General features: G+C 46.9%; 18 protein-coding genes. 4 read left to right on the forward strand and 14 right to left on the reverse strand.

Annotation, left to right across the window (positions count from 1 at the left end; all coding sequences use genetic code 11):
* The 8 genes from thiL to yyaC all read right to left on the reverse strand — a co-directional run bounded on the left by thiL (position 1) and on the right by yyaC (position 8,835).
* Positions 1-1,104, reverse strand: a complete 1,104-nt coding sequence (gene thiL, locus AB4Z45_RS22450; RefSeq protein WP_441911771.1) for a thiamine-phosphate kinase — start codon at positions 1,102-1,104, stop codon at positions 1-3.
* A gap of 231 nt (positions 1,105-1,335) precedes the next feature.
* Positions 1,336-2,205, reverse strand: a complete 870-nt coding sequence (locus AB4Z45_RS22455; RefSeq protein ID WP_076269656.1) for a YitT family protein — start codon at positions 2,203-2,205, stop codon at positions 1,336-1,338.
* Between the two features lie 201 nt (positions 2,206-2,406).
* The gene (locus tag AB4Z45_RS22460; RefSeq protein ID WP_441911684.1) at positions 2,407-3,489 is read right to left on the reverse strand and encodes an HD-GYP domain-containing protein; all 1,083 of its coding nucleotides are present in this window, start codon (positions 3,487-3,489) and stop codon (positions 2,407-2,409) included.
* Between the two features lie 121 nt (positions 3,490-3,610).
* Entirely contained in the window at positions 3,611-5,287 is a 1,677-nt protein-coding gene (locus AB4Z45_RS22465) for a histidine kinase N-terminal 7TM domain-containing diguanylate cyclase (RefSeq protein ID WP_441911773.1), read from the reverse strand.
* A gap of 124 nt (positions 5,288-5,411) precedes the next feature.
* Positions 5,412-6,599, reverse strand: a complete 1,188-nt coding sequence (locus tag AB4Z45_RS22470; protein WP_441911685.1) for a class I SAM-dependent methyltransferase — start codon at positions 6,597-6,599, stop codon at positions 5,412-5,414.
* 53 nt (positions 6,600-6,652) lie between these two features.
* Positions 6,653-7,315: a DUF6483 family protein gene (locus AB4Z45_RS22475; protein ID WP_441911686.1), complete on the reverse strand. Its 663-nt coding sequence runs from the start codon at positions 7,313-7,315 to the stop codon at positions 6,653-6,655.
* Positions 7,316-7,336: 21 nt separating this feature from the next.
* On the reverse strand, positions 7,337-8,200 hold the full coding sequence (locus AB4Z45_RS22480) for an alpha/beta fold hydrolase (RefSeq protein WP_441911687.1): 864 nt from the start codon (positions 8,198-8,200) through the stop codon (positions 7,337-7,339).
* Between the two features lie 14 nt (positions 8,201-8,214).
* On the reverse strand, positions 8,215-8,835 hold the full coding sequence (gene yyaC / locus AB4Z45_RS22485; protein WP_441911689.1) for a spore protease YyaC: 621 nt from the start codon (positions 8,833-8,835) through the stop codon (positions 8,215-8,217).
* A gap of 110 nt (positions 8,836-8,945) precedes the next feature.
* Here yyaC and AB4Z45_RS22490 point away from each other — a divergent pair, with 110 nt between their 5' ends.
* Complete coding sequence (locus tag AB4Z45_RS22490) at positions 8,946-9,173, forward strand: DUF1128 domain-containing protein (protein WP_076269651.1); 228 nt, start codon at positions 8,946-8,948, stop codon at positions 9,171-9,173.
* 101 nt (positions 9,174-9,274) lie between these two features.
* Here the strand turns inward: AB4Z45_RS22490 and AB4Z45_RS22495 are convergent, their stop codons facing one another.
* The 4 genes from AB4Z45_RS22495 to AB4Z45_RS22510 all read right to left on the reverse strand — a co-directional run bounded on the left by AB4Z45_RS22495 (position 9,275) and on the right by AB4Z45_RS22510 (position 13,773).
* A complete protein-coding gene (locus tag AB4Z45_RS22495; protein ID WP_076269650.1) occupies positions 9,275-9,727 on the reverse strand; it encodes a hypothetical protein in 453 nt (150 codons plus the stop codon).
* A 220-nt stretch (positions 9,728-9,947) separates the two neighbouring features.
* A complete protein-coding gene (locus AB4Z45_RS22500) occupies positions 9,948-11,537 on the reverse strand; it encodes a UDP-glucose--hexose-1-phosphate uridylyltransferase (protein WP_441911690.1) in 1,590 nt (529 codons plus the stop codon).
* A gap of 33 nt (positions 11,538-11,570) precedes the next feature.
* Complete coding sequence (galE, locus tag AB4Z45_RS22505) at positions 11,571-12,557, reverse strand: UDP-glucose 4-epimerase GalE (protein ID WP_441877407.1); 987 nt, start codon at positions 12,555-12,557, stop codon at positions 11,571-11,573.
* Positions 12,558-12,600: 43 nt separating this feature from the next.
* A complete protein-coding gene (locus AB4Z45_RS22510; RefSeq protein WP_441911691.1) occupies positions 12,601-13,773 on the reverse strand; it encodes a galactokinase in 1,173 nt (390 codons plus the stop codon).
* A 205-nt stretch (positions 13,774-13,978) separates the two neighbouring features.
* On the opposite strand from AB4Z45_RS22510, the gene AB4Z45_RS22515 reads away from it, so the two are divergent.
* Positions 13,979-14,848: an AraC family ligand binding domain-containing protein gene (locus AB4Z45_RS22515; protein WP_441911693.1), complete on the forward strand. Its 870-nt coding sequence runs from the start codon at positions 13,979-13,981 to the stop codon at positions 14,846-14,848.
* A 101-nt stretch (positions 14,849-14,949) separates the two neighbouring features.
* Positions 14,950-16,179, forward strand: a complete 1,230-nt coding sequence (locus AB4Z45_RS22520) for an NAD(P)/FAD-dependent oxidoreductase (RefSeq protein WP_441911695.1) — start codon at positions 14,950-14,952, stop codon at positions 16,177-16,179.
* A 149-nt stretch (positions 16,180-16,328) separates the two neighbouring features.
* On the opposite strand, the gene AB4Z45_RS22525 is transcribed toward AB4Z45_RS22520, so the two are convergent.
* Positions 16,329-16,883 (reverse strand): general stress protein, encoded by a 555-nt coding sequence (locus AB4Z45_RS22525; RefSeq protein WP_076269644.1) that lies wholly within the window; start codon positions 16,881-16,883, stop codon positions 16,329-16,331.
* Positions 16,884-17,076: 193 nt separating this feature from the next.
* Here AB4Z45_RS22525 and AB4Z45_RS22530 point away from each other — a divergent pair, with 193 nt between their 5' ends.
* The gene (locus AB4Z45_RS22530; RefSeq protein ID WP_441911697.1) at positions 17,077-18,267 is read left to right on the forward strand and encodes a magnesium transporter CorA family protein; all 1,191 of its coding nucleotides are present in this window, start codon (positions 17,077-17,079) and stop codon (positions 18,265-18,267) included.
* Positions 18,268-18,338: 71 nt separating this feature from the next.
* Here the strand turns inward: AB4Z45_RS22530 and AB4Z45_RS22535 are convergent, their stop codons facing one another.
* Complete coding sequence (locus tag AB4Z45_RS22535) at positions 18,339-19,307, reverse strand: Gfo/Idh/MocA family protein (protein ID WP_441911699.1); 969 nt, start codon at positions 19,305-19,307, stop codon at positions 18,339-18,341.
* Positions 19,308-19,340: the final 33 nt, after the last annotated feature.

Below are 19,340 nucleotides of genomic sequence, written 5' to 3' on the forward strand. Positions count from 1 at the left end.
TCATGTCGAAAAATGATTATATCCGCGTTTCTTAAGCAAAACTCTCTTCTCCAAATGAGGCAGCGACTCTTTTTCCTTATACGCTTGATCATGTCGAATGAGCTCAACAGCGGGCTCTCCCATTTCGGTTTCCCCAATAATAAAAAAAGGAATACCTTCAAGGTGAAAAGCTGCTCGCATCGCTTCCGCATGCTCAGGCGCTATCGTGCCAAGCAAGACGTAATCTTCTCCGCCATACAGCATCCATTCCAGCGGATCTATTCCTACGCTTGAAGCGTAAGCTGCCAAGCTGCCGCTCTTTGGCAGAAGCTTCTCATACAGCACGAGGCGAAGCCCCGACGCTTCAGCAATTTCCCATGCTTCGCTCGCGAGGCCGTCGCTTACATCATTAAGTGAACGACAGCTCCCATGCTCAAGCAGCAGCCTTCCCGCACGCACTGAAGGATTTGGCCGCTGATGCGCCTGCACAAGCAAACCTTCCCTACTCGCGCTGAAATCCGCGGGCTGCAGCACCGCGCGCTCCTCCTCTGCAAGGAGCGCATGCAATCCCGCCGCCGACATGCCTACGGCGCCGGTCACAAACACCGCATCGCCCGGCTTAGCGCCCGAGCGACACAGCTCACGCCCTGCTTCCACGGTGCCAACCACCGTTACAGCGACAACCAAATGCTCCGGCGCCGACGTCGTATCGCCGCCTACAATGGCAACCCCGTAGCGCTCGGCGCACTCGTACAGCCCATCATACAGCCTCCGCATTCGCTCCGGCGTATACGATGGCGGCACGCTGACCGAGACGAGCGCATGCAAAGGCACGCCTCCCATCGCGGCAATATCGCTAATATTGGCGGCAAGCGCCTTATAGCCGACATCCTCGTCCCGCATCGTCGACGGCTTGAAGTGTACCGTCTCCACCATCGTGTCGACGGCCAGCAGCATCCGCTTTGGCGCAGCAATGCCATCCGCAGCAGAAGCGGGATCAACTACGGCGGTATCATCGCCTATCCCTATAACCACGCCGCGCTCGCGCTGCCAAGCAGTTCCCTGCCTGCCTGCCGTCCAATGATGAATACTCGCAAACTCATCCAAATTGCTGGTCTCCTTCATCTCAAAGCAAAAGTGGTTGTGCAAGCCAAATCGGCCTCGCATTTCTTAGAAACTGACTAGGGCATGTCTGAAAACCCGTTCAGTGGCACCTTTCACCGCCTTTTCGCCCCCTGCTTCGTTCCGTTTGCTTGACGTACCCCTGGTACGCCTTCACAAACACGCCTTGCATGGAACGAAAATTCGGCAGAATTTGCTGTCCTCAGAGTTCTCAGACACGCCCTACTACCATCATTAGTGAATATCCCGTTTCTTAAACCGTCCGCCCTTCACATCGTGAATATTGCCGACGGCAAGAAACGCCACAGGGTCAAGCTCATGAACAATCGACTTCATCTTCGCTTCTTCAAGCCGCGTAATGACACAAAAAATAACGCGTTTGCTGCCGCCAGTAAAGCCGCCTTCGCCATGCAGGTAAGTAACTCCGCGTCCAAGACGGGACATAATCGCTGCGCCGATTTCCTTCGCTTCATCGCTAATGATCCACACCGCTTTTGATTCATCGAAGCCCTCAATCGTGATATCAATCAATTTATAAGCAATGTAATACGCGATAAGCGAATACATCGCCCGATCCCAGCCAAACACGAAGCCTGCACTGCCGAGAATGAATAAGTTGAAGAACATAACGGTCTCGCCAACCGAAAGAGGAATACGCTTATTAAACACGATCGCAACAATTTCGGTACCATCGAGCGATCCGCCAAAGCGAATAACCATGCCAACGCCAATGCCCAAAATGACACCGCCGAATATAGCAGCTAGAAAAGGCTCTACCGTAAGAGGCGGTACGGGATGAAGCAAAAACGTTCCTAGCGACATGACCGAAACGCCGTACAGCGTCGATATTGCAAAGGTTTTGCCGATTTGCTTGTAACCAAGGAACAAAAATGGAAGATTAAGAAGAAAGAGAAAAAGACCAAGCGGCACTTTCGTTAAATAGGAGGCCATGATCGATATGCCGACAATACCGCCATCAATAATATGATTTGGTACTAGAAAGATTTCCAGCCCAACTGAGACGAGCGCAGCGCCTAGTGTAATAAACAGCACTCTTCGCAACACTTCGAGCTTGGACAGTTTGTGGTGCTGTAATGATCCCATAAATGTACGCACATCCCCCTATTAGCTCTATTTCTCATTATTTTACCTTAAAAAGTACCAGATATAAAGCAACTCTGTCATTATTGCAAAAAAAGAAACCTTCCACTTTAGCAGCAATTTGCCTCTAAGGGAAGGTTTCTATCTGTGTTTAATATTCAAGTAAGCACGAAAGACATAGCGCCTATTTCCTACAAAAAATAATTACAACTCCTTTACGATTGTAATATGAAGCTCGTTCTTGAGCTCAATCTCATAAGGCGATGCCGGCATTGTGCCGTCTGGCTCCATAATAATTCGTACACGGGGACGATGGACAGCGAGCTCCGTATTTTCTGAAACGACACCAACTTGACCAGTGCTAAGCAAAAGCGAAGTCGAAACTGGATATATTGATATATGCCGACAGAACAGCTTAATCAAGTCCAGATCAAAAAAAGTGCCGCCGGCAGCAAATAAAAACTCAATCGCTTCGCTTGCCGTGTACCGTTTGCGATAAGGCCTTGGTGAAGTTAATGCATCAAAAGTGTCCGCTAATCCTACGATTTGAGCATACATATGAATCTCGCTTTCCTTGAGCCCGCGCGGGTAACCTGATCCGTTAAATCGTTCATGATGCTGAAGCGCGCAGTGTGCAGAAACGATAGATATATCGTGATACTTGCGTAATATATCGAACCCGTCCTTCGCATGGCTTTTGATGACTTCACGTTCCGCCAGCGATAAACCGCCAGTATGAGCCAGCAGCTTTGGCGGCACCTTTGTCATACCGATATCGAAGAGCAGCGCGCCAATGCCAAGCTCTTCAAGCTGATTGCGATTAAAGCCCTTTGCCATGCCCATAATGCCTGAAAGCACAGCCACGTTAAAGGAATGCTGAAATAAATAACCTTCCATGGCATGAATGCTCGTTAAATTAACTAGCATGTTTGGTCTTGAGGATAAATCCTGCATAATTTGGCCGAATACCGCCCGAAAATTGCGGCCCATATCCGGTGCGATCGTTCGCCCTTTTGTTACGGTCTGGTCTTTGAAGGAGTTCATCGTTTTGTAAATAGTATCGACCGCTTGCTTACGCGTTTCATCACGGATCGTATCTTCAGGAATCAGATCCGCCGTCAACCCATCCTCTATGAATAGAAAATCGATGCCTAAGTTCCGCAATCGATCGATGTAACGATCATTCAATTCAACCCCTTCTCCTAGAAGCACGTTGCCGTTTTCTTGAAAAATGGGTTTAGCCACCTTGTCTCCCGGCTTGACCATTCCAATCTGCATTTTTCTCATTAGATTAGTTCCCGCCTTTGATAGTTTAGCGATTGTAACCGGATCAAGTCCATTTTATCAGAACTATGTCCAACTGACTATGCAGCAAACACGAAAAAGCCTAAACATACTGTTCAGGCTGCTAGGCTAATTTTCGTTTAACAATCCGATTACGTCCATTATACTTGGCCTCATATAATGCGGCATCTGCCTGTGCAAGCAACTCTCTTAAAAAAGCTTTTGGATCAACTAAATCGGTTGGATCAACATGTTCAATAGAGATTACGCCCATGCTTATCGTGACCGATACCGGCTCCTCCGAGGTTCCCGTGTTTATTTTATTTTGCTCAACCGATTCCATAAGAATCTCCGCTATCTGATCAGCTTGGTCTCGGTTGGTATGCGGCAAATACACCGTAAATTCTTCTCCGCCATAACGAGCTAATATATCCGTAAATCGCAGAACTCCTCTAACGGCATCAACCGTACCGCAAAGCACCTCATCACCAATTAAGTGGCCATATTTATCATTAATCAATTTAAAATGATCAAGGTCAAATAAAAATATAGAGAAGGGTATGCCATAACGAATATTAGCAATCACTTCTTGCTCCAATTGATGCAGCAAGTAACGCCGATTATAGCAGCCGGTCAAACCGTCAGTAATCGCCATATGCTCCAGCTTCTTATTCGCTTGAAACAGCTCGTCCTGCATAATAAGCAGATCGCGATTCCGATCCTGAAGCAGCTCGTTCTGAACATTCGTTTCTTCGACTAGCAGGCGAAGCTCCGTCACATCTTGGAAAGTCAGTACTCTGCCTACCAATGTCTTCTTATTGTTCAATATAGGCGCAGACTGTACGATAATATGCCTATGCTTGTCATGCTGAATTGCAATTTCAATCTCAAGCCTGTCCAACGGACGCTTATTCTGCTCTTCAAAAAAAGCAGCAATATCTCTAGTAACCTCGCCTTTGAATTGCGGTCCTAGATGAGCGGAATTAAACTTGTCGCCAATGCGCAGCCTCAGAATCGGCTTTATTACTTTATTCACATCAATGATGATATCATTCTCATCGAGTACGATAATCCCCATCGACATCGTATTCATTACATCTCTTTGTACGGTTTGAATAATATCGAGTACTTTGTTCCGTCTAATGGCATGTACCAAATAAACAGCGGCAACAGCCATTCCTACTGAAATAAGCGGAATATATTGATTCATTTTTTCAATTAATAGAACATTGATAAATAAATCTGTAATCGCAAACGAAACGAGTACAAACATGCCGTTTATTGCGGTTTTGATTAATGTGCGCTGCCGTACCGAATTTTCACCGCGCAGCTTATAAAACATAATAACAAAAGAAACGGTTACATAAACAATTAATTGCGTAATCATAATCCAGTACAACGGCCCTTGCTCTAGCTGCTTGAGCGGACTTAGCTGATCGTTAATTCGTAGAAACATGCCATTTGGGTTAATGATAACCACAGCTACAGAAATAAGCGCGGGCATCGCTAAAATGAACAACCGGCTCTTTCGTATAACATACGACTGGCCGGTGAGATATACGATGAATACGAACCATCCAATGCCAAGCAGAGAAAGTCCTACATACGATATGGAAACGTAAAATAGTCTAAAGAGCGTAGAAGTTGTCGTCTGGGACGCAAATTGAAAAAGCGTCCAACACATAAAAACGACATGCAAAGTCAAATACATACGATGCAAAATCGTAACGTTGCTGGAGGCAAACACGTAGAAAAACAAGCCGAGCAGCACTAGAAACATACTAAAGTCTAGCCAGATCATCCATTCCAATACGGTTCACCCATTCATTTGATAGCCATCTTCTTCCATTGTAGCAAATGTTAATACTATCGACAATTGCTTACCCTCAAAAAATTCAAAGTGTAGCATTCGCCAATAAGCAATATTATTTGGAGATGCGATTAGGCCATCGTTCGGAAAGCATATGCTCCAGCGACGGGGAAATGTTCAAAAACTGACGAAATTGCTCATACTCTTCCCATTTTTTCATAGAAAGCCCATGCTGCTCTGAACGAACCGCGCGAATGAGCAGATTTTTTGGCGTATGCTCTGGATCTACAAATTCCAGCATCGAAACCTTATACCCCAAAACCTCCAGCAAAGTTCCTCTTGCGGCATCCGTGGCGAGTGCGGAAAAACGCTCCTTCAGCAGGCCTTGAGAAAGTAGCGGTGATAGTACATCATTCTTTACCTGCTTGAACAGCTCATGCTGGCAGCAAGGCACCGACATAATAACGGAGGCTCCCCAATTAACAGCTTTGGCAAGCGCAGCATCCGTAGCCGTGTCGCATGCATGCAGAGTGACAACCATATCAGCAGCTTGCAGCTCTTCATATTCAGCAATATCTCCTACGAGAAACTTAAGCTTGTCATAACCCAGCTTCTCCGCAAGCTCTGAACAGAAAGCAATGACATCGGCTTTCAAGTCAAGTCCAATAATGTTAATATTCCGCTTCTGCTCCACTGCAAGCAAATGGTAAAGCGCAAACGTCAAATAAGATTTGCCGCAGCCAAAATCAACGATCGTAATTTCCCTGTCCGTTGGCAAATAAGCAAGCACATCCGTTACCATCTCTAGAAAACGATTGATTTGTCTGTATTTATCCTGTTTTTTGGCGTGGACAAGCCCTTCCTGCGTCATAATGCCAAGCTCAACAAGAAAAGGGGCCGCTTGACTCTCGGACAAAATACGCTGTTTCTGCCGATTATGCTGCAAATTCGCTTTGCTCGAATCACCAGTTGGCGGTTTCTTTAAAATAGCTGCTTTCCCTTTTTTGCTAAAGAGCAATTGAACGTCAGCCTCGCTCGTTTTTACAAGCGCCTGACGATAGTTCTCCTGCAGCAAATCGATGACTCGCTCAGCCGCTTGCGGCTCTGCAACATTGTCATGCGTAACCTTGTTTGCAAAATGATATTCAAATTGATAAAACAAGCCGTTCTTCATCTCAATGGGACGAATGATTGTTTTAGGCGCTGCGGTTCCGTCCTTCCGCTTCGGCTGGCTAAGCGTAGCCTGCAGCAGCTCTTTGCCAGTGATCCATTTCGTAATTTCTTGCTGCCATTGTTCCGTCATGCTGTCCAATCACTCCTAAATCAGTTTTGAAGCTAAGCTCACTATACGTACGCTTATGCTATATCGTCTGTTTGCTGCTTGGCAAGGTCTTCAATTCCCTGCTCAATCTCCTCGCGCGGCAGCCCTCCCGCTTCTAGGCGCTCGTCTGGTTGCAGCAACATTCGTCTATAGGCTGCTTCTGCTTCCTCGTTCGTCAGCGCGTTATCTTCAAGCAGCTCATGCATCATATTTTCAACAGCGTCATAACGCCCTTCTGCTTCATGCCATTCCATTAACAAACGTTTCGTAGCAAGGGGCAATTCATATGGCTTCAGCCGCTCAAGCAGCTCCTTTATTTGTTCGCGGGGCTCGGTAATCGTTGGCGCCGCATCTACTAGCGATAATCTTAGAAACAAATGCAGCGACTTCACATACGCGATGTAGCTCTCATCCTCGCGTCCCAAGTCGGCAGTCAATTCAGCTTCCTGCTTCATCAGAAGAGCGATGGCTTGCAAATGATCCGTTTCCAATATCCCGTTCGTGGTCATCATTTTTAGTAAGTCTTCATCCGAAAGGGAACGAATAAGCTTGCTGCTTAGCCTAAACTTCGTATCAAGAAGCTCATCGATGTAGAGCAAAGCCTCCTCGTGCTTGCGCTCTCGCCTCAAATTCATAATTTGACCGACTGCTTCTGTCATTTGCTCAATCATTCGCATGAAATAATCGCGCTGAAACATCTGGTTCCCCCTCTCGCCAATCTACTGCTGCTTATTCTTTACAAAGCTAAGAATAGCATTGATCAATTGCTTCGGCTCTTCGATCATTCCCATATGACCTGCGCTGCCAAGCTCCACTTTCACGGCCCAGCCGTTGGATGCTGCAAAAACACTCTCCACCGGAATAACCTTATCTGACACCCCTGCAACAAGTAGTACTGGCAGCTCAGTTTGCTCGATTACCTGCGTCCGGTTTGGACGTGCCTTCATTCCTTTTGCTGTGCCGATTGCGCCTTGCAGGGATGTGCCATAGCCTATTTTCTTTGCTTGCTCAACTTCAGCGGACAAAGCCTCCACATTAGCGGGAGCAAACAGCTTAGGAATAAGACCATCAACGAATGTTTTCACGCCATGTTGCTCGAGCGCCCCTGCTGCTTTATCACGGTTTTCTTTGGCAGCGTCGCTATCTGCTAGCGCTGTTGAATGGATCAGGCCAAAGCCAGAAAGCTTCTTGGCATATTTTTCGGCGAATGCAAGAGTAATATAGCCCCCTAAGGAATGTCCAAGCAATACTGCATTATGAATTTGCAGCTTGATAAGCAGCTCAGCAATATCCTCCGCATACAATTCCATCGTATAAACCTCATCACTTGGCGCCGAGCTTCTTCCATGTCCGCGTGCGTCTGGCGCAATGATCCGTACAGATTGCTCTAGCCCATCCAAGATATGCTCCCAATAGGAAGAGCTGCCGCAGTAGCCATGCAGCAAAACGACAACCTCGCTAATGCCATCCGCTGCGCCTCCGTCATCCGGATGGGAATCATAATAGGCAAGCTCCAATCCGTTATTCAAGAAAAGCCTACGCTGTGCGATTGAATATATTTCTTCACTATTTTCATTTGTCATTTGATCATGCTCCTCTACACGGATGGAATTTGTAATGTTTGATTAACATAAGAAAAGCTGTCCGAATGCTGGCCCCAAGCTGAATCTACCGCGCACGCGATCTCGCTTGCCATACGCATCACTTGGTAAAGCGAAGTCGTTTGCAGCATCCAGTAAGCCTTGGGTCCGTTAGCATTTACCACGCCTGCAATACTATAATGCCCGATTGCTGGAAGTCTGCGGCCGATTGCCTTTCCTGGCTCAAGCGGTCCTTCGTGCAAAATAAAACGGCCAATGGAAGTTGGTTTGCCAAGGCATGCATCAATGGCAATGACAACATCATCTTTATGCAGCGACTGAGCGGCTTGCTGAACCGTATGTGCATCACATGGCTTGTCCAATGTTCCAATGACATTCGGCCAACCTCTTTCCTTAAGCATCGTTCCCACTAATGGGCCAAGAGAGTCCCCTGTGGAACGATCACTGCCTATACATACAAATACAATGCCGCTGCGATTCATATACTTATTTGCAATGGCACTAAAAAAGGACTCCAATTCACTGCTCGTTAGCTGTTCCGTCGTATTGCACCTGCCCTGTCTTCGATTGCCAATCGTATCTTGTTCAATTGTATCCAATTTTAAGATACTGTTCAATTTGTGGTCATACTCGTTTGAAACATGTTACAATTGCAGCATTGCAAAACGTTCGAACAAGCCCATTTCCGAAGCCGAATTCGGCTCGCAAAAACTTTAGGAGGCACTCCATGACGAATTTAAACTTACAAACGCAAGAAAATGTAGCGTTTATGATTGAAGTTATCAAGACAAAGCTGAAAATGGCTTCCGCTGCAGCGATGCAGGCTTCTAACTTTGATCTCAATAAATATGAGGATATAAAAGATCTGTACGAAGTAGTCGCTTCAAAAGAGAAATTCAGCATCAGCGAGGTAGAAGCGCTCGTTTCCGAGCTTGGAAAGCTGCGTTTGCAATAAACTATTTACAAACATAATATTCCAGTATCAGACATTTATTTTCATTTTTCTACAAAAGAAGAACCGAGCCAGGCAACTTCGCCGAACTCGGTTCTTTTTATTTACTCCAGCTCTTCCACTTCTATTTCCGCAGCTTCTATAGACAGCTTTATCGATACTTCCTTGTGCTCGCCTTTTAGAAAATGTGCGATACGCTCCAGCTTGTCTGCAAGTGCAGGTCCGCTTAGCGTCGTATTTAAATGGTAATCGAAGCTATCCGACGGAAGCTTGCGCTCCGCGAAAGCAGACTGGCCGGACCAGCCGCGCTCTCCGCCAGCATTCGTTCTCGTTATGAGCTGCTCTTGGACGGGATAAAACTTATCTGATTTATTAACAACTCTTTCGTAAATCCGAAGCTTCTTCAGCAGCATATAATATTGCGCGGAATGCTTGAAGTTCCAAGCTTCCCGAATGTCTTTAAGCGTGTAATCCATCTTCCAACGCTTTAATTTTTCCACTTGCTCATCAGTGCTAAGCTGCAAAAAGTCGTCCAACGGCAGCATTTTTTCGGACATCTTGACCCCTCCGATAAATAGTTTATAGAGAAATAAAAATATAATTCAAAAAGGTTTGTTTATTCTATAAAAAATACCATAAATTTTGTCACTTTACAAATTAATATAATTTCACAATGCATGATTATAAAACATTATATAAATTGCTTCATTTTTAAGCTTGATAGCAAAAACCTCCATCCAATCGCTAGTGGCCCGCGTGGATAGAGGTTTTATTATTTTATGCTCTTTGGAGCCCTATAGACGTTAAGAAACGTTCAAAGGCTGCGGCGCCATCAGCTGTGCGCTTGTATACGCCTGCGTCCTTCAACACCTCTAGAAACTTGCTGCCCGTTTCAGCTTCAACGATTTTTTTCGCTTGTTCAGCAGTATTTGAAGATCCAAAACGATCGATTAGAGCTAGCAGCCACTCCGCATGCTTATGGAGAGGATGAGAGTCCGCATGAAGCTCTTCTGGAACAGCAACTGATGCCCCTGACAAATAAGCTGCAATTTGCTCCAGTTCATCCTTCAAGCGTCCTGGCAGTACTGCAAGTCCCATGACTTCGATCAAGCCGATATTTTCTTTCTTCACATGATGCAAATGCTGATGCGGATGGAAAATACCGTCCGGATGCTCTTCGCTCGTGCGGTTGTTGCGAAGCACTAGATCAATCTCATACTCGCCATTGTCCCGTAGACGTGCAATAGGCGTAATCGTGTTATGCGGAGTATTTGTGCCATCGGCCTGCTTCGTAAATGCCAGCACATCTACAGCCTCATCGCTATAATTACGCCATTCGTCGAGAATATGGCAAGCTGCACGATGAACATCCGCTTTGGACGTCCCGTTAACCCGAACGACTGACATTGGCCAGTTCACGATGCCAAAGCGCAAGCCCGGCAGCTTAGGGTCAGTAAACAGCGTATCTGTTGATGCAGCTTCCATCGGAAACACATGGCGGCCGCCTTGGAAATGATCATGGCTTAGAATCGATCCGCCGACTATCGGCAAATCAGCGTTCGAGCCGATGAAATAATGCGGAAACAATTCCACGAAATCAAGCAGTCTCGCGAATGAAGAATGTGAAATAACCATCGGCTCATGTGCGCCTTTGAAAATGATGCTGTGCTCATTGTAATAAACATACGGTGAATATTGCAGATACCACTGCTCTTCTTGCAGCGTGAGCGGCAGGACACGCAGGTTTTGACGAGCCGGATGATCAGGACGGCCAGCATAGCCGACGTTTTCTACGCAGAGCAAGCACTTCGGATATTTCGCCTGCGGCATCGTTTTGAGCAGCGCAATCTCCTTCGGATCTTTCTCGGGCTTCGAGAGATTAATCGTAATCTCAAGATTTCCGAACTCTGTCTCGTGCAGCCAATAAAGGTTTTTGCGAATGCGATCCATCCGAATGTAGTTCGAATCGATGCTCAAGTTGTAGAAAGCGTCCGTAGCTGCTTTTAGCCCCTGCTCCTTCGCCAAACGCTGAAATGCAGCGCTGGCTTCAGAAGGACGCGGCAGCAAGAAGCCCATAATGCGAGCATCAAGCAAATCGCGATATGTCGTCGTATTATCCGGAATGAGTCCAATTGCGTAACCATAGTCAAGCAGCGGCTCCAGAAGCGGTACTGCGCTTTCGAGTCGCTCCTCCGGCACTTGGCCTTCAAAAGGCTCAGTAAAGTGAAAGAGATCAAGCAGTTCGTTTCTCGCTGCATACGTATCAAGCTGATCGTTCAGCAGATTGCGCTGCAATCCAAATTGCAGCAAGCGTTCTATAAGAATCAGCGCATCGTTTGCTGATGTTGCTTGTTGTTTAGTTTCCAAGATGATGCAGCTCCTTTCCTTTAAGCGTCAACCCTAGTCGTTGTATCCATTTGGATTCGCTTCATGCCAGCTCCAAGCGCTTTTGATAATGTCCTCAAGCTTATCCCGCTTCGGATTCCAGCCCAGCTCCTTGCGAGCACGATCTGATGAAGCTACGAGAATAGCAGGGTCGCCCGCACGGCGAGCTTCGAACACAGCAGGGATTTCTTTGCCAGTCACTGTGCGCGCAATTTCAATAACTTGCTTGACTGAAAAGCCTGTTCCGTTGCCTAAATTGTATACAGAGCTTTCAGCTCCGCTGCGAAGACGATCCACTGCAAGCACATGGGCATCGGCAAGGTCGCTTACATGAATGTAATCACGGACACAAGTACCGTCTGGCGTCTCATAGTCTTCTCCAAATACCGAAATATGAGGACGTTGACCAAGCGCTGCTTGGAGCACGATAGGTATCAAATGGGTTTCCGGGCTATGGTCCTCGCCGATTTTTCCGCTCTCATGAGCGCCCGCCGCATTGAAGTAACGAAGCGAAACAAACTTGATGTTATGAGCAACATCGAACCATTTCATCATTTTTTCCATCGCAAGCTTCGTTTCGCCATAAGCATTCGTCGGAAGAGTGCGATCGTACTCGTCGATCGGCACGTTCTCCGGTTCGCCGTAAGTAGCAGCTGTTGAAGAGAATACGATTTTACGAACATTGTATTCATTCATTTTCTCAAGCAGGCAAAGCGTACCAAATACGTTATTGTGATAATATTTGCCCGGGTCCTTCATGCTTTCGCCAACAAGCGAATTCGCTGCAAAGTGGATCACTGCATCGATTTCATTTTCCTTAAAGACGGTATCCATGAAAGCTGCATCGCGAAGATCACCCTCATACAGCTTGCCTCCAAGCAAAGCCTTGCGGTGACCCTGCTGCAAGTTGTCGACGATAACGATTTCCTCGCCGCGTTCCTGCAATGCCGCTACTGCATGCGAGCCGATGTAGCCAGCCCCTCCAGTTACTAATACTGCCATGATTCATTTCCCCTCTCCATTTGGTGTCGCATGATCATGCTATTTATACTAGGCGCTCTACGCCATTTCCGATTGTGCATACATAGAAGTCAGCAGTTAAGCCTGTAGCTTCATTATACTTGCGGCCTACTTCTGCTTGGAACGCTTCAACGCTGTCTTCGTGAACGAGCGAAACCGTACATCCGCCGAAGCCTGCGCCCGTCATACGCGAACCTAGTACGCCTGGTACGAGGCGAGCAGCCGCAACCATAGCATCCAGCTCAGCACCCGTTACTTCGTAAAGATCGCGCAGCGAATCGTGTGATCCGTTCATTAAATGTCCAAACTGCGCAAGGTCGTTTGCTTTCAATGCTTTGATTGATTGCAGTACACGGTCGATTTCCTCTACCACATGCTGTGCGCGTTTGCGAACTGTTTCATCCTTAATCAGATGTTTTGCAGAGTTGAATTGCTCCAGATTAATCTGTCCAAGAAGCGTAAGCTCAGGGAATGCTGCTTTAAGATCCTGTACCGCCTGCTCGCATTGTGCGCGGCGCTCATTATAAGCGGAGTCAACCAAGCCGCGGCGTTTGTTCGTATTGCCTATAACCAGCTTATAGCTGCCGGAATCAAATGGAATGAGATCATATTCAAGCGTATCGCACATGAGCAGGATGGCATGGTCCTTTTTGCCGTTTGCTACCGCGAATTGGTCCATGATGCCGCATTGCACGCCATTAAACTCGTTTTCGGATTTTTGTGACAGCAATGCGATTTTCACTTTATCAGTTGGAAGTCCCTCAAGTGTTTGCAGTGCAAAAGCTGTTACGACCTCAATGGATGCAGAGGAGGAAAGTCCAGCGCCATTTGGAATTTCGCCATGATACAGCAAGTCGTAGCCGCTGGAGAATTTCACGCCTGCTTGCAAAAGCTCATGAACAATTCCTTTAGGATAGTTCATCCAGTCGTCAGCCTCGTCATACACAATTGTGCCTAGCGAGAAGTTTTTTGACGCTGGGAAGTTTGTTGTCGCTAGTCCAAGCTGATGATCAGGGCGTTTGCGGATAAGAAGCGTCGTTCCGAAAGTAAGTGCAGCTGGGAATACGTAGCCGCCGTTGTAATCTGTATGCTCACCGATCAAGTTTACGCGGCCTGGAGCATGAAATACAGCGATGTCGCTTGCGTCTCCACCGTATTGTTGTATGAACTGCTGTGTTAGCGCTTCAATGTTTGCCATTTGCTATCACGTTCCTTTTTATATCGATTTTGTATGTTTGGATAACAACTTTAGTATACGGGAAGCAGCAGTAAAACTAAATGGCGGCAAGTGCTTTTTATATGGATTAATGTGACTTCTCGCATAAACATCGGACATGCTATGATAGTGTAAACTCTACAATTGTTCATCTTCGCATTCCACTGTAAAGCAGGTGTAAAGTAAAATGCAGCAGGATATGTATACCGTAGCCTCCAATCCCGTTATCAGTGATGGAAAAAACTCCCTACTCCATGTATTGTTTGCTGGCGAGAGCCAAACGAAGCCGTACCACCGGCTTGGTCCCAAGGTTTATGACTTCTATTTGATGCACATCGTACTGGAAGGAACGGGCATCTTTATTTGTGATGAGGTTAAGCATGAGCTTCGTGCAGGGCATACGTTCTTAATTGAGCCGGAACAATTAATCAGTTATGAATCTGACGGTGACACGCCATGGAAATATCGCTGGGTCGCATTTCATGGCACATTGTCCGCCGATCTCGTTGCAACCGCTGGCTTAACAGCCGAGCAACAGGTTGTGTTTACGCCAGATAAGCGGCGAGCCGCTGCTTTGTTTCGTCAAATCTATGATACCTTTCGGCGGGGAGGCGCTGCGTCTGATATGAGGGCCGTAGGTTATTTGCATTTGCTCCTTGCCGAGTACAAAAGCGCGCTCAATACCCAGAACGGCAATGAAATCCGTACCTCCCAAGCAGAAGGTGATCATTTGCTTCAACAAGTCATTCATTACTTATCAACGCAGTATGCCCATCCGGTCTCCATTGAACAAATGGCGGAATCGCTTGGCTACAATAGAGCGTACTTGTCCCGTTTGTTCAAGCAGCGCATTGGCGTATCTCCCGTTACTTTCCTGCTCAAGCTCCGAATCGATAAAGCACGCCGCATGCTGAGGGAACGGCCAGAGCTGACCATTGAACAAATTTCCGCATCAGTCGGTCTACAGGATGCTCTGTACTTCTCCAAACAATTCCGCCGGCTTCATGGCCAATCTCCTACAGCATACCGCATGGCGATGCGGAATTTAGGCGACTAAGCAGCGCCGTTTAGCTGAATATCCATCCTCTTGTTAGTATCAGCTCCCGATCGCTTCATATTCGTAAATTCGGGTAATACTATCGTAGGGAGTGATGATCTATGAAAGAGCTGCACACCGGTAACTTATATTGGCCGGTTACATTAAACAATCCCAAGGTGTATGCGCCCTTGCGGCAAAACAAAAAAACACAAGTGGCTGTTATAGGCGGCGGGATGTCAGGTACGATCTGTTCTTCTGTATTTAATAAAAGCGGCCTTTCCACCATTATGCTTGAACGGGGACAGGTAGCCGGCGGAAGCACCTCAGCAAATACAGGCCTCCTGCAATTTTGCAACGATATTATGCTTTGTGACCTCATCGATCAAATCGGGGAGCGGGATGCCCAAATCTTCTATAAAGCGTGCAGAGATGCAGTCCAAATGCTTGAAAAAACAGCTGACTCCCTTTCTGTCGATGTAGGATTAATTAGAAGAAACAGCCTATATTATGCCTCTTCGGAGCAGGAGCTTCCTAAACTCAAAAGGGAATATGAGGCTTTAAAGGCTTGTGGACTTGAAGTCGAATTCTGGTCCCCGAGCGACATCGCCAAACATTTTCCGTTTCAGAAGCCAGGTGCGATCGTTGCACACGGCGACGCAGAGGTAAATCCTTATCAGTTCGTAAACGGTGTAGCAAACGATGCTGCTGAAGCTGGGCTTGAGATTTATGAGCAAACCGATGTGGTAGCACATGAAACGCTGCCAAGCGGTCTCCATCTTCTAAAAACAGCTGACGGTTATGAGATTGAAGCAGAGCATGTTGTTTATGCTGTAGGGTATGAGCCTGAAGAGCTTCGCGGCAAGCTGATCAAAGCAGAGCTGAATCGCTCCTTTGCGCTTGTCACTGAAGTTCAGCCAAGTCTTCAAAGCTGGCACGAACGCTTTCTCGTATGGGAAACTGCCCGTCCCTATTTGTATATGCGAACGACTATTGACGGCCGTGTCGTTGTCGGCGGCTTGGATGAGCATACTGAAAAGCCCACTCACAGCGATAAAGAACTTAGGAAACACAGCGATAAGCTGCACAGCCAGCTAAAGGCTTTATTTCCCGAGCTGCAGGCTCCCATTGCCTATGAATGGTGCGCCACCTTCGGCGAATCGCGTGACGGCTTGCCCTTTATAGGTGCTGATCCCGCTTGGAAAAATGTTTATTATTGCTTAGGTTATGGCGGCAACGGTACTGTATACAGCATGCTTGCATCCCATTTGCTGCGTGATCTTATTATCGGCGAAGAGCATCCCTTAACTGAAATCGTAAAGCTGGATCGCAAATCCTTAGCAAATGTATAATCAACAACATAAATGATACAACTTTTCATTGCGGCTGCCGTCCGTCGGACGGCTTATATACATAATTAAAAAGCCTCACCTATCGGCAAAAATGGCTTCTGCGCGATAAGTGAGACTTCTCTATATTATCTTTCTAATGTTACCAGCAGCTATTCGCCAGCAATAACGCTGGAGGCATTGCAGGCGCGAAAAACAGCTTCTGCCGCCCCCAGCCGTGACAAATCCGGACCGCCATCCTTGTCAAACAACGATTTGCTTTCCAGAGTTTCAACAATAACAATTAATGAACCGCTTTGCAGAGCATCACTGCACAATCGAACCTCTTCATTTTCAAGACCAAGCGACTGCAGCGTTCCACTGTGATCGTCATCGCCAAGCAGAATTGCCGCTGCAAAAGGAAAACCTCCGGCAGCATAAGGCGCTGTCCCGTAACCTGTCATGCCATAAACAGCATTCATGCCAGCTCCTGCAAACCCAGCAGCTGCAGCCATGCCAAGACTACCCAAACCTTGACGGTCAGGCATATCTTCGAGCTCTCTAAGCTCGTCCACATGGACATCGCTCTCTGCTTCTACTCGCCTAGAATGCTCAGAATCTTTCGCTATGACTTTTAGCTCGCCTTGAACGAAGCCCGCTTGCTCCAGCTGTTCAATAGCCGTTATGACTTGCTGCTCCGTTTCAAATATGCCTATTTTTTTTGCCATTGCCTTATCCTCCTTGTGTTGCATACTAATCTTGGTATGCCCTTCTTATGGCGGATTAAGTCGTATTGTGTTGAAATTTGACATGGAATAACGATGGTTTTGTGTTATCAAATGATCAGGTTGTGCATCATTGAAGTTCGCGGTATGATGGAGGAATAGATATTGGAAAATCGGACAAGCAGGAGGCAGAGCGATGATTCATCGGATGCTTCGCTATCCCGCAGGATGGGAATGGCATGTACTGCAGCAAGCGAGGCAGCAAACCGTAAGGAATGAGCCCTTGCCCAGCAGGAAAGGTGCACAAAGGCAAACCGTTTCTTCAAGCGAAGGACAAAAGACCATTAAAGCCATTACCAAACAGGAACAGGAAGCGGCTCAGCAGCAGAGAGACGAGCTAAAGCAGCTATTTCCGGAATGTGCGTCATGGATTGATGAATGCGCAGACAGAAGAACAAACAATATATCCGTTGGCGGTGCGACGCATTCGCAGAAGCTGCTATACGGCACTGTTATGTTCCAAGTGTCGGACGACCAATCGGATATTCAACCTTTTCACTTCTGGCTGACAGAAGACCGGCTGCTGACGATGCATGATGACATGCGCATTCCGCTCCGGCTTCAGTCCATTGACCATAACCTAAAGTTCGAGAGCTGCGAATCAGCTCCTGAAGCGTTATTTATTATGCTGAGCATTATTCTGGAAACGTTCCATGCTGGTCTTGATGGTTTTGAAAAAAGACTCGGAGAGCTTGAAACGACGATGCGCAATGAGAATCGTACCGGCCTTATCGATACTATTTTTGAGAGGCGTTACGATTTGCTTCATTGGAGTCATCTCTTCATTCCGATTAGAGAAGTACATAGTGCTGCACAGGAAGCTTTCATGGATGAACTCACCGAGACGGACAGCTTTAAACGCATTACGCATAAGCTGGAGAGAATCGAAGCGCTTCTGAAGCATTACGCACTGGAGATAGATACCTTGATCTCAATGGACGATGCCATCTCCAATTTTCGCGGCAACGATATTATGAAGACGCTCACGATATTTACTGTCTTGTTCCTGCCTGCTACGATTATAGGCGGTATATGGGGCGTTAACTTCGAGATCCTGCCATTTAAAGATAATAAGTGGAGCTTTACAGCGATGAACGTATTTATTTTATTCGTTACGATTTTCATGTATTTATGGCTTTGGAAGAAAGGCTGGACTGGCGACTTGTTAAATGGACGCAATCCGAAGGAGATTGTTACTACTGATTCTTCCTCTCAGACAAAACGTTCCAAGCGTTCGAAGAGCAGCCGTTCGCAGAAAGCCTCTGCGAATGCATCAAGTGAACCCCCTCAAGCTCAAACGCGTTCCCAAAGAAAACGAAGCCAATAATGATAGTCAGCCCATAATAAAACCGTCCACTAGGGTCAATGACCTTCATGGACGGTTTTTTACATCATATTCTAAAGCTTAACTGGCAATCCAGTACGAGCAGATTGATTAGCAGCAATTGTCACTTGATGTGTTCTTACTGCATCCGCATAACTGGAGCGAATGCGGGAAACATCCCCGGTTCGGATCGCATGAAGAAAAGCCTCATTTTCCAGCTCATAGGGATCCGTTTGGTTAGCGTACTCTGTTCTGCGGCCAGCCTCTGTGTCAATCAATCCGCTATGGCCAAGCTCCAGCACGCCTTTGTTCGTATAAATATGCAGGCCGGAACGATCTCCAGCTGGAATAGCGCAAGTATTGCTAATTGTAGCAACTGTACCACCCACTAGCTTCAGCGTAACTGTGCCTACATCAGGGACCGTTACACCTTCTTCTACACCGCTCATATATCGATTGCCGTAAGCTGCGTAAACCTCACTTATCTCACCAACCGTATACCTTAGCAGATCCACAATATGTGTTGTCTGCTCTACAAATTGACCGCCTGATCCTTCCATCTTGCGCCACCAGCTTACCCCCGGCATGGAGCCCATCCAATAGCCAAGCGCCATTAATGTTGTGCGCTCGCGCAGCAGCTCTCTTGCACGGTCGGTTCCATCCATATAACGGAAATGATAGCCAGCCGATGTAATCAGCTTTTTCTCTTCGATTCCTTTCAAAATCTCAGATGGCAGCTGCTCGTCCACTCCAAGCGGCTTCTCTACAAGAAAGGGAATGCTTCTTTCAAGCAATGCAGATTCAATCTCTCCATGCGCAAATGGCGGTACACAAATATATACCGCATCAAGCTTACGATCATCAAGCATGCGATGTATCGAATCATAACCGCGTGCACCCTCAAAGCGCTGTGCTGCTGCATCTGCTTTTTGCTGGCTAGTTGCTAAGAAAGCAGTTACCTTGATGCCGGCAAGCTTAGCGAGCTTCTCCGCGTGCATCATGCCAAACCATCCTGTACCTGCAATACCTATCTGAAGAGTCATTTATGAATCCCCTTTCATAATCGCGTTATTCCC

Source organism: Paenibacillus sp. MCAF9 (assembly GCF_052114265.1).
In the GTDB taxonomy this organism is placed as follows: Bacteria; Bacillota; Bacilli; order Paenibacillales; family Paenibacillaceae; genus Pristimantibacillus.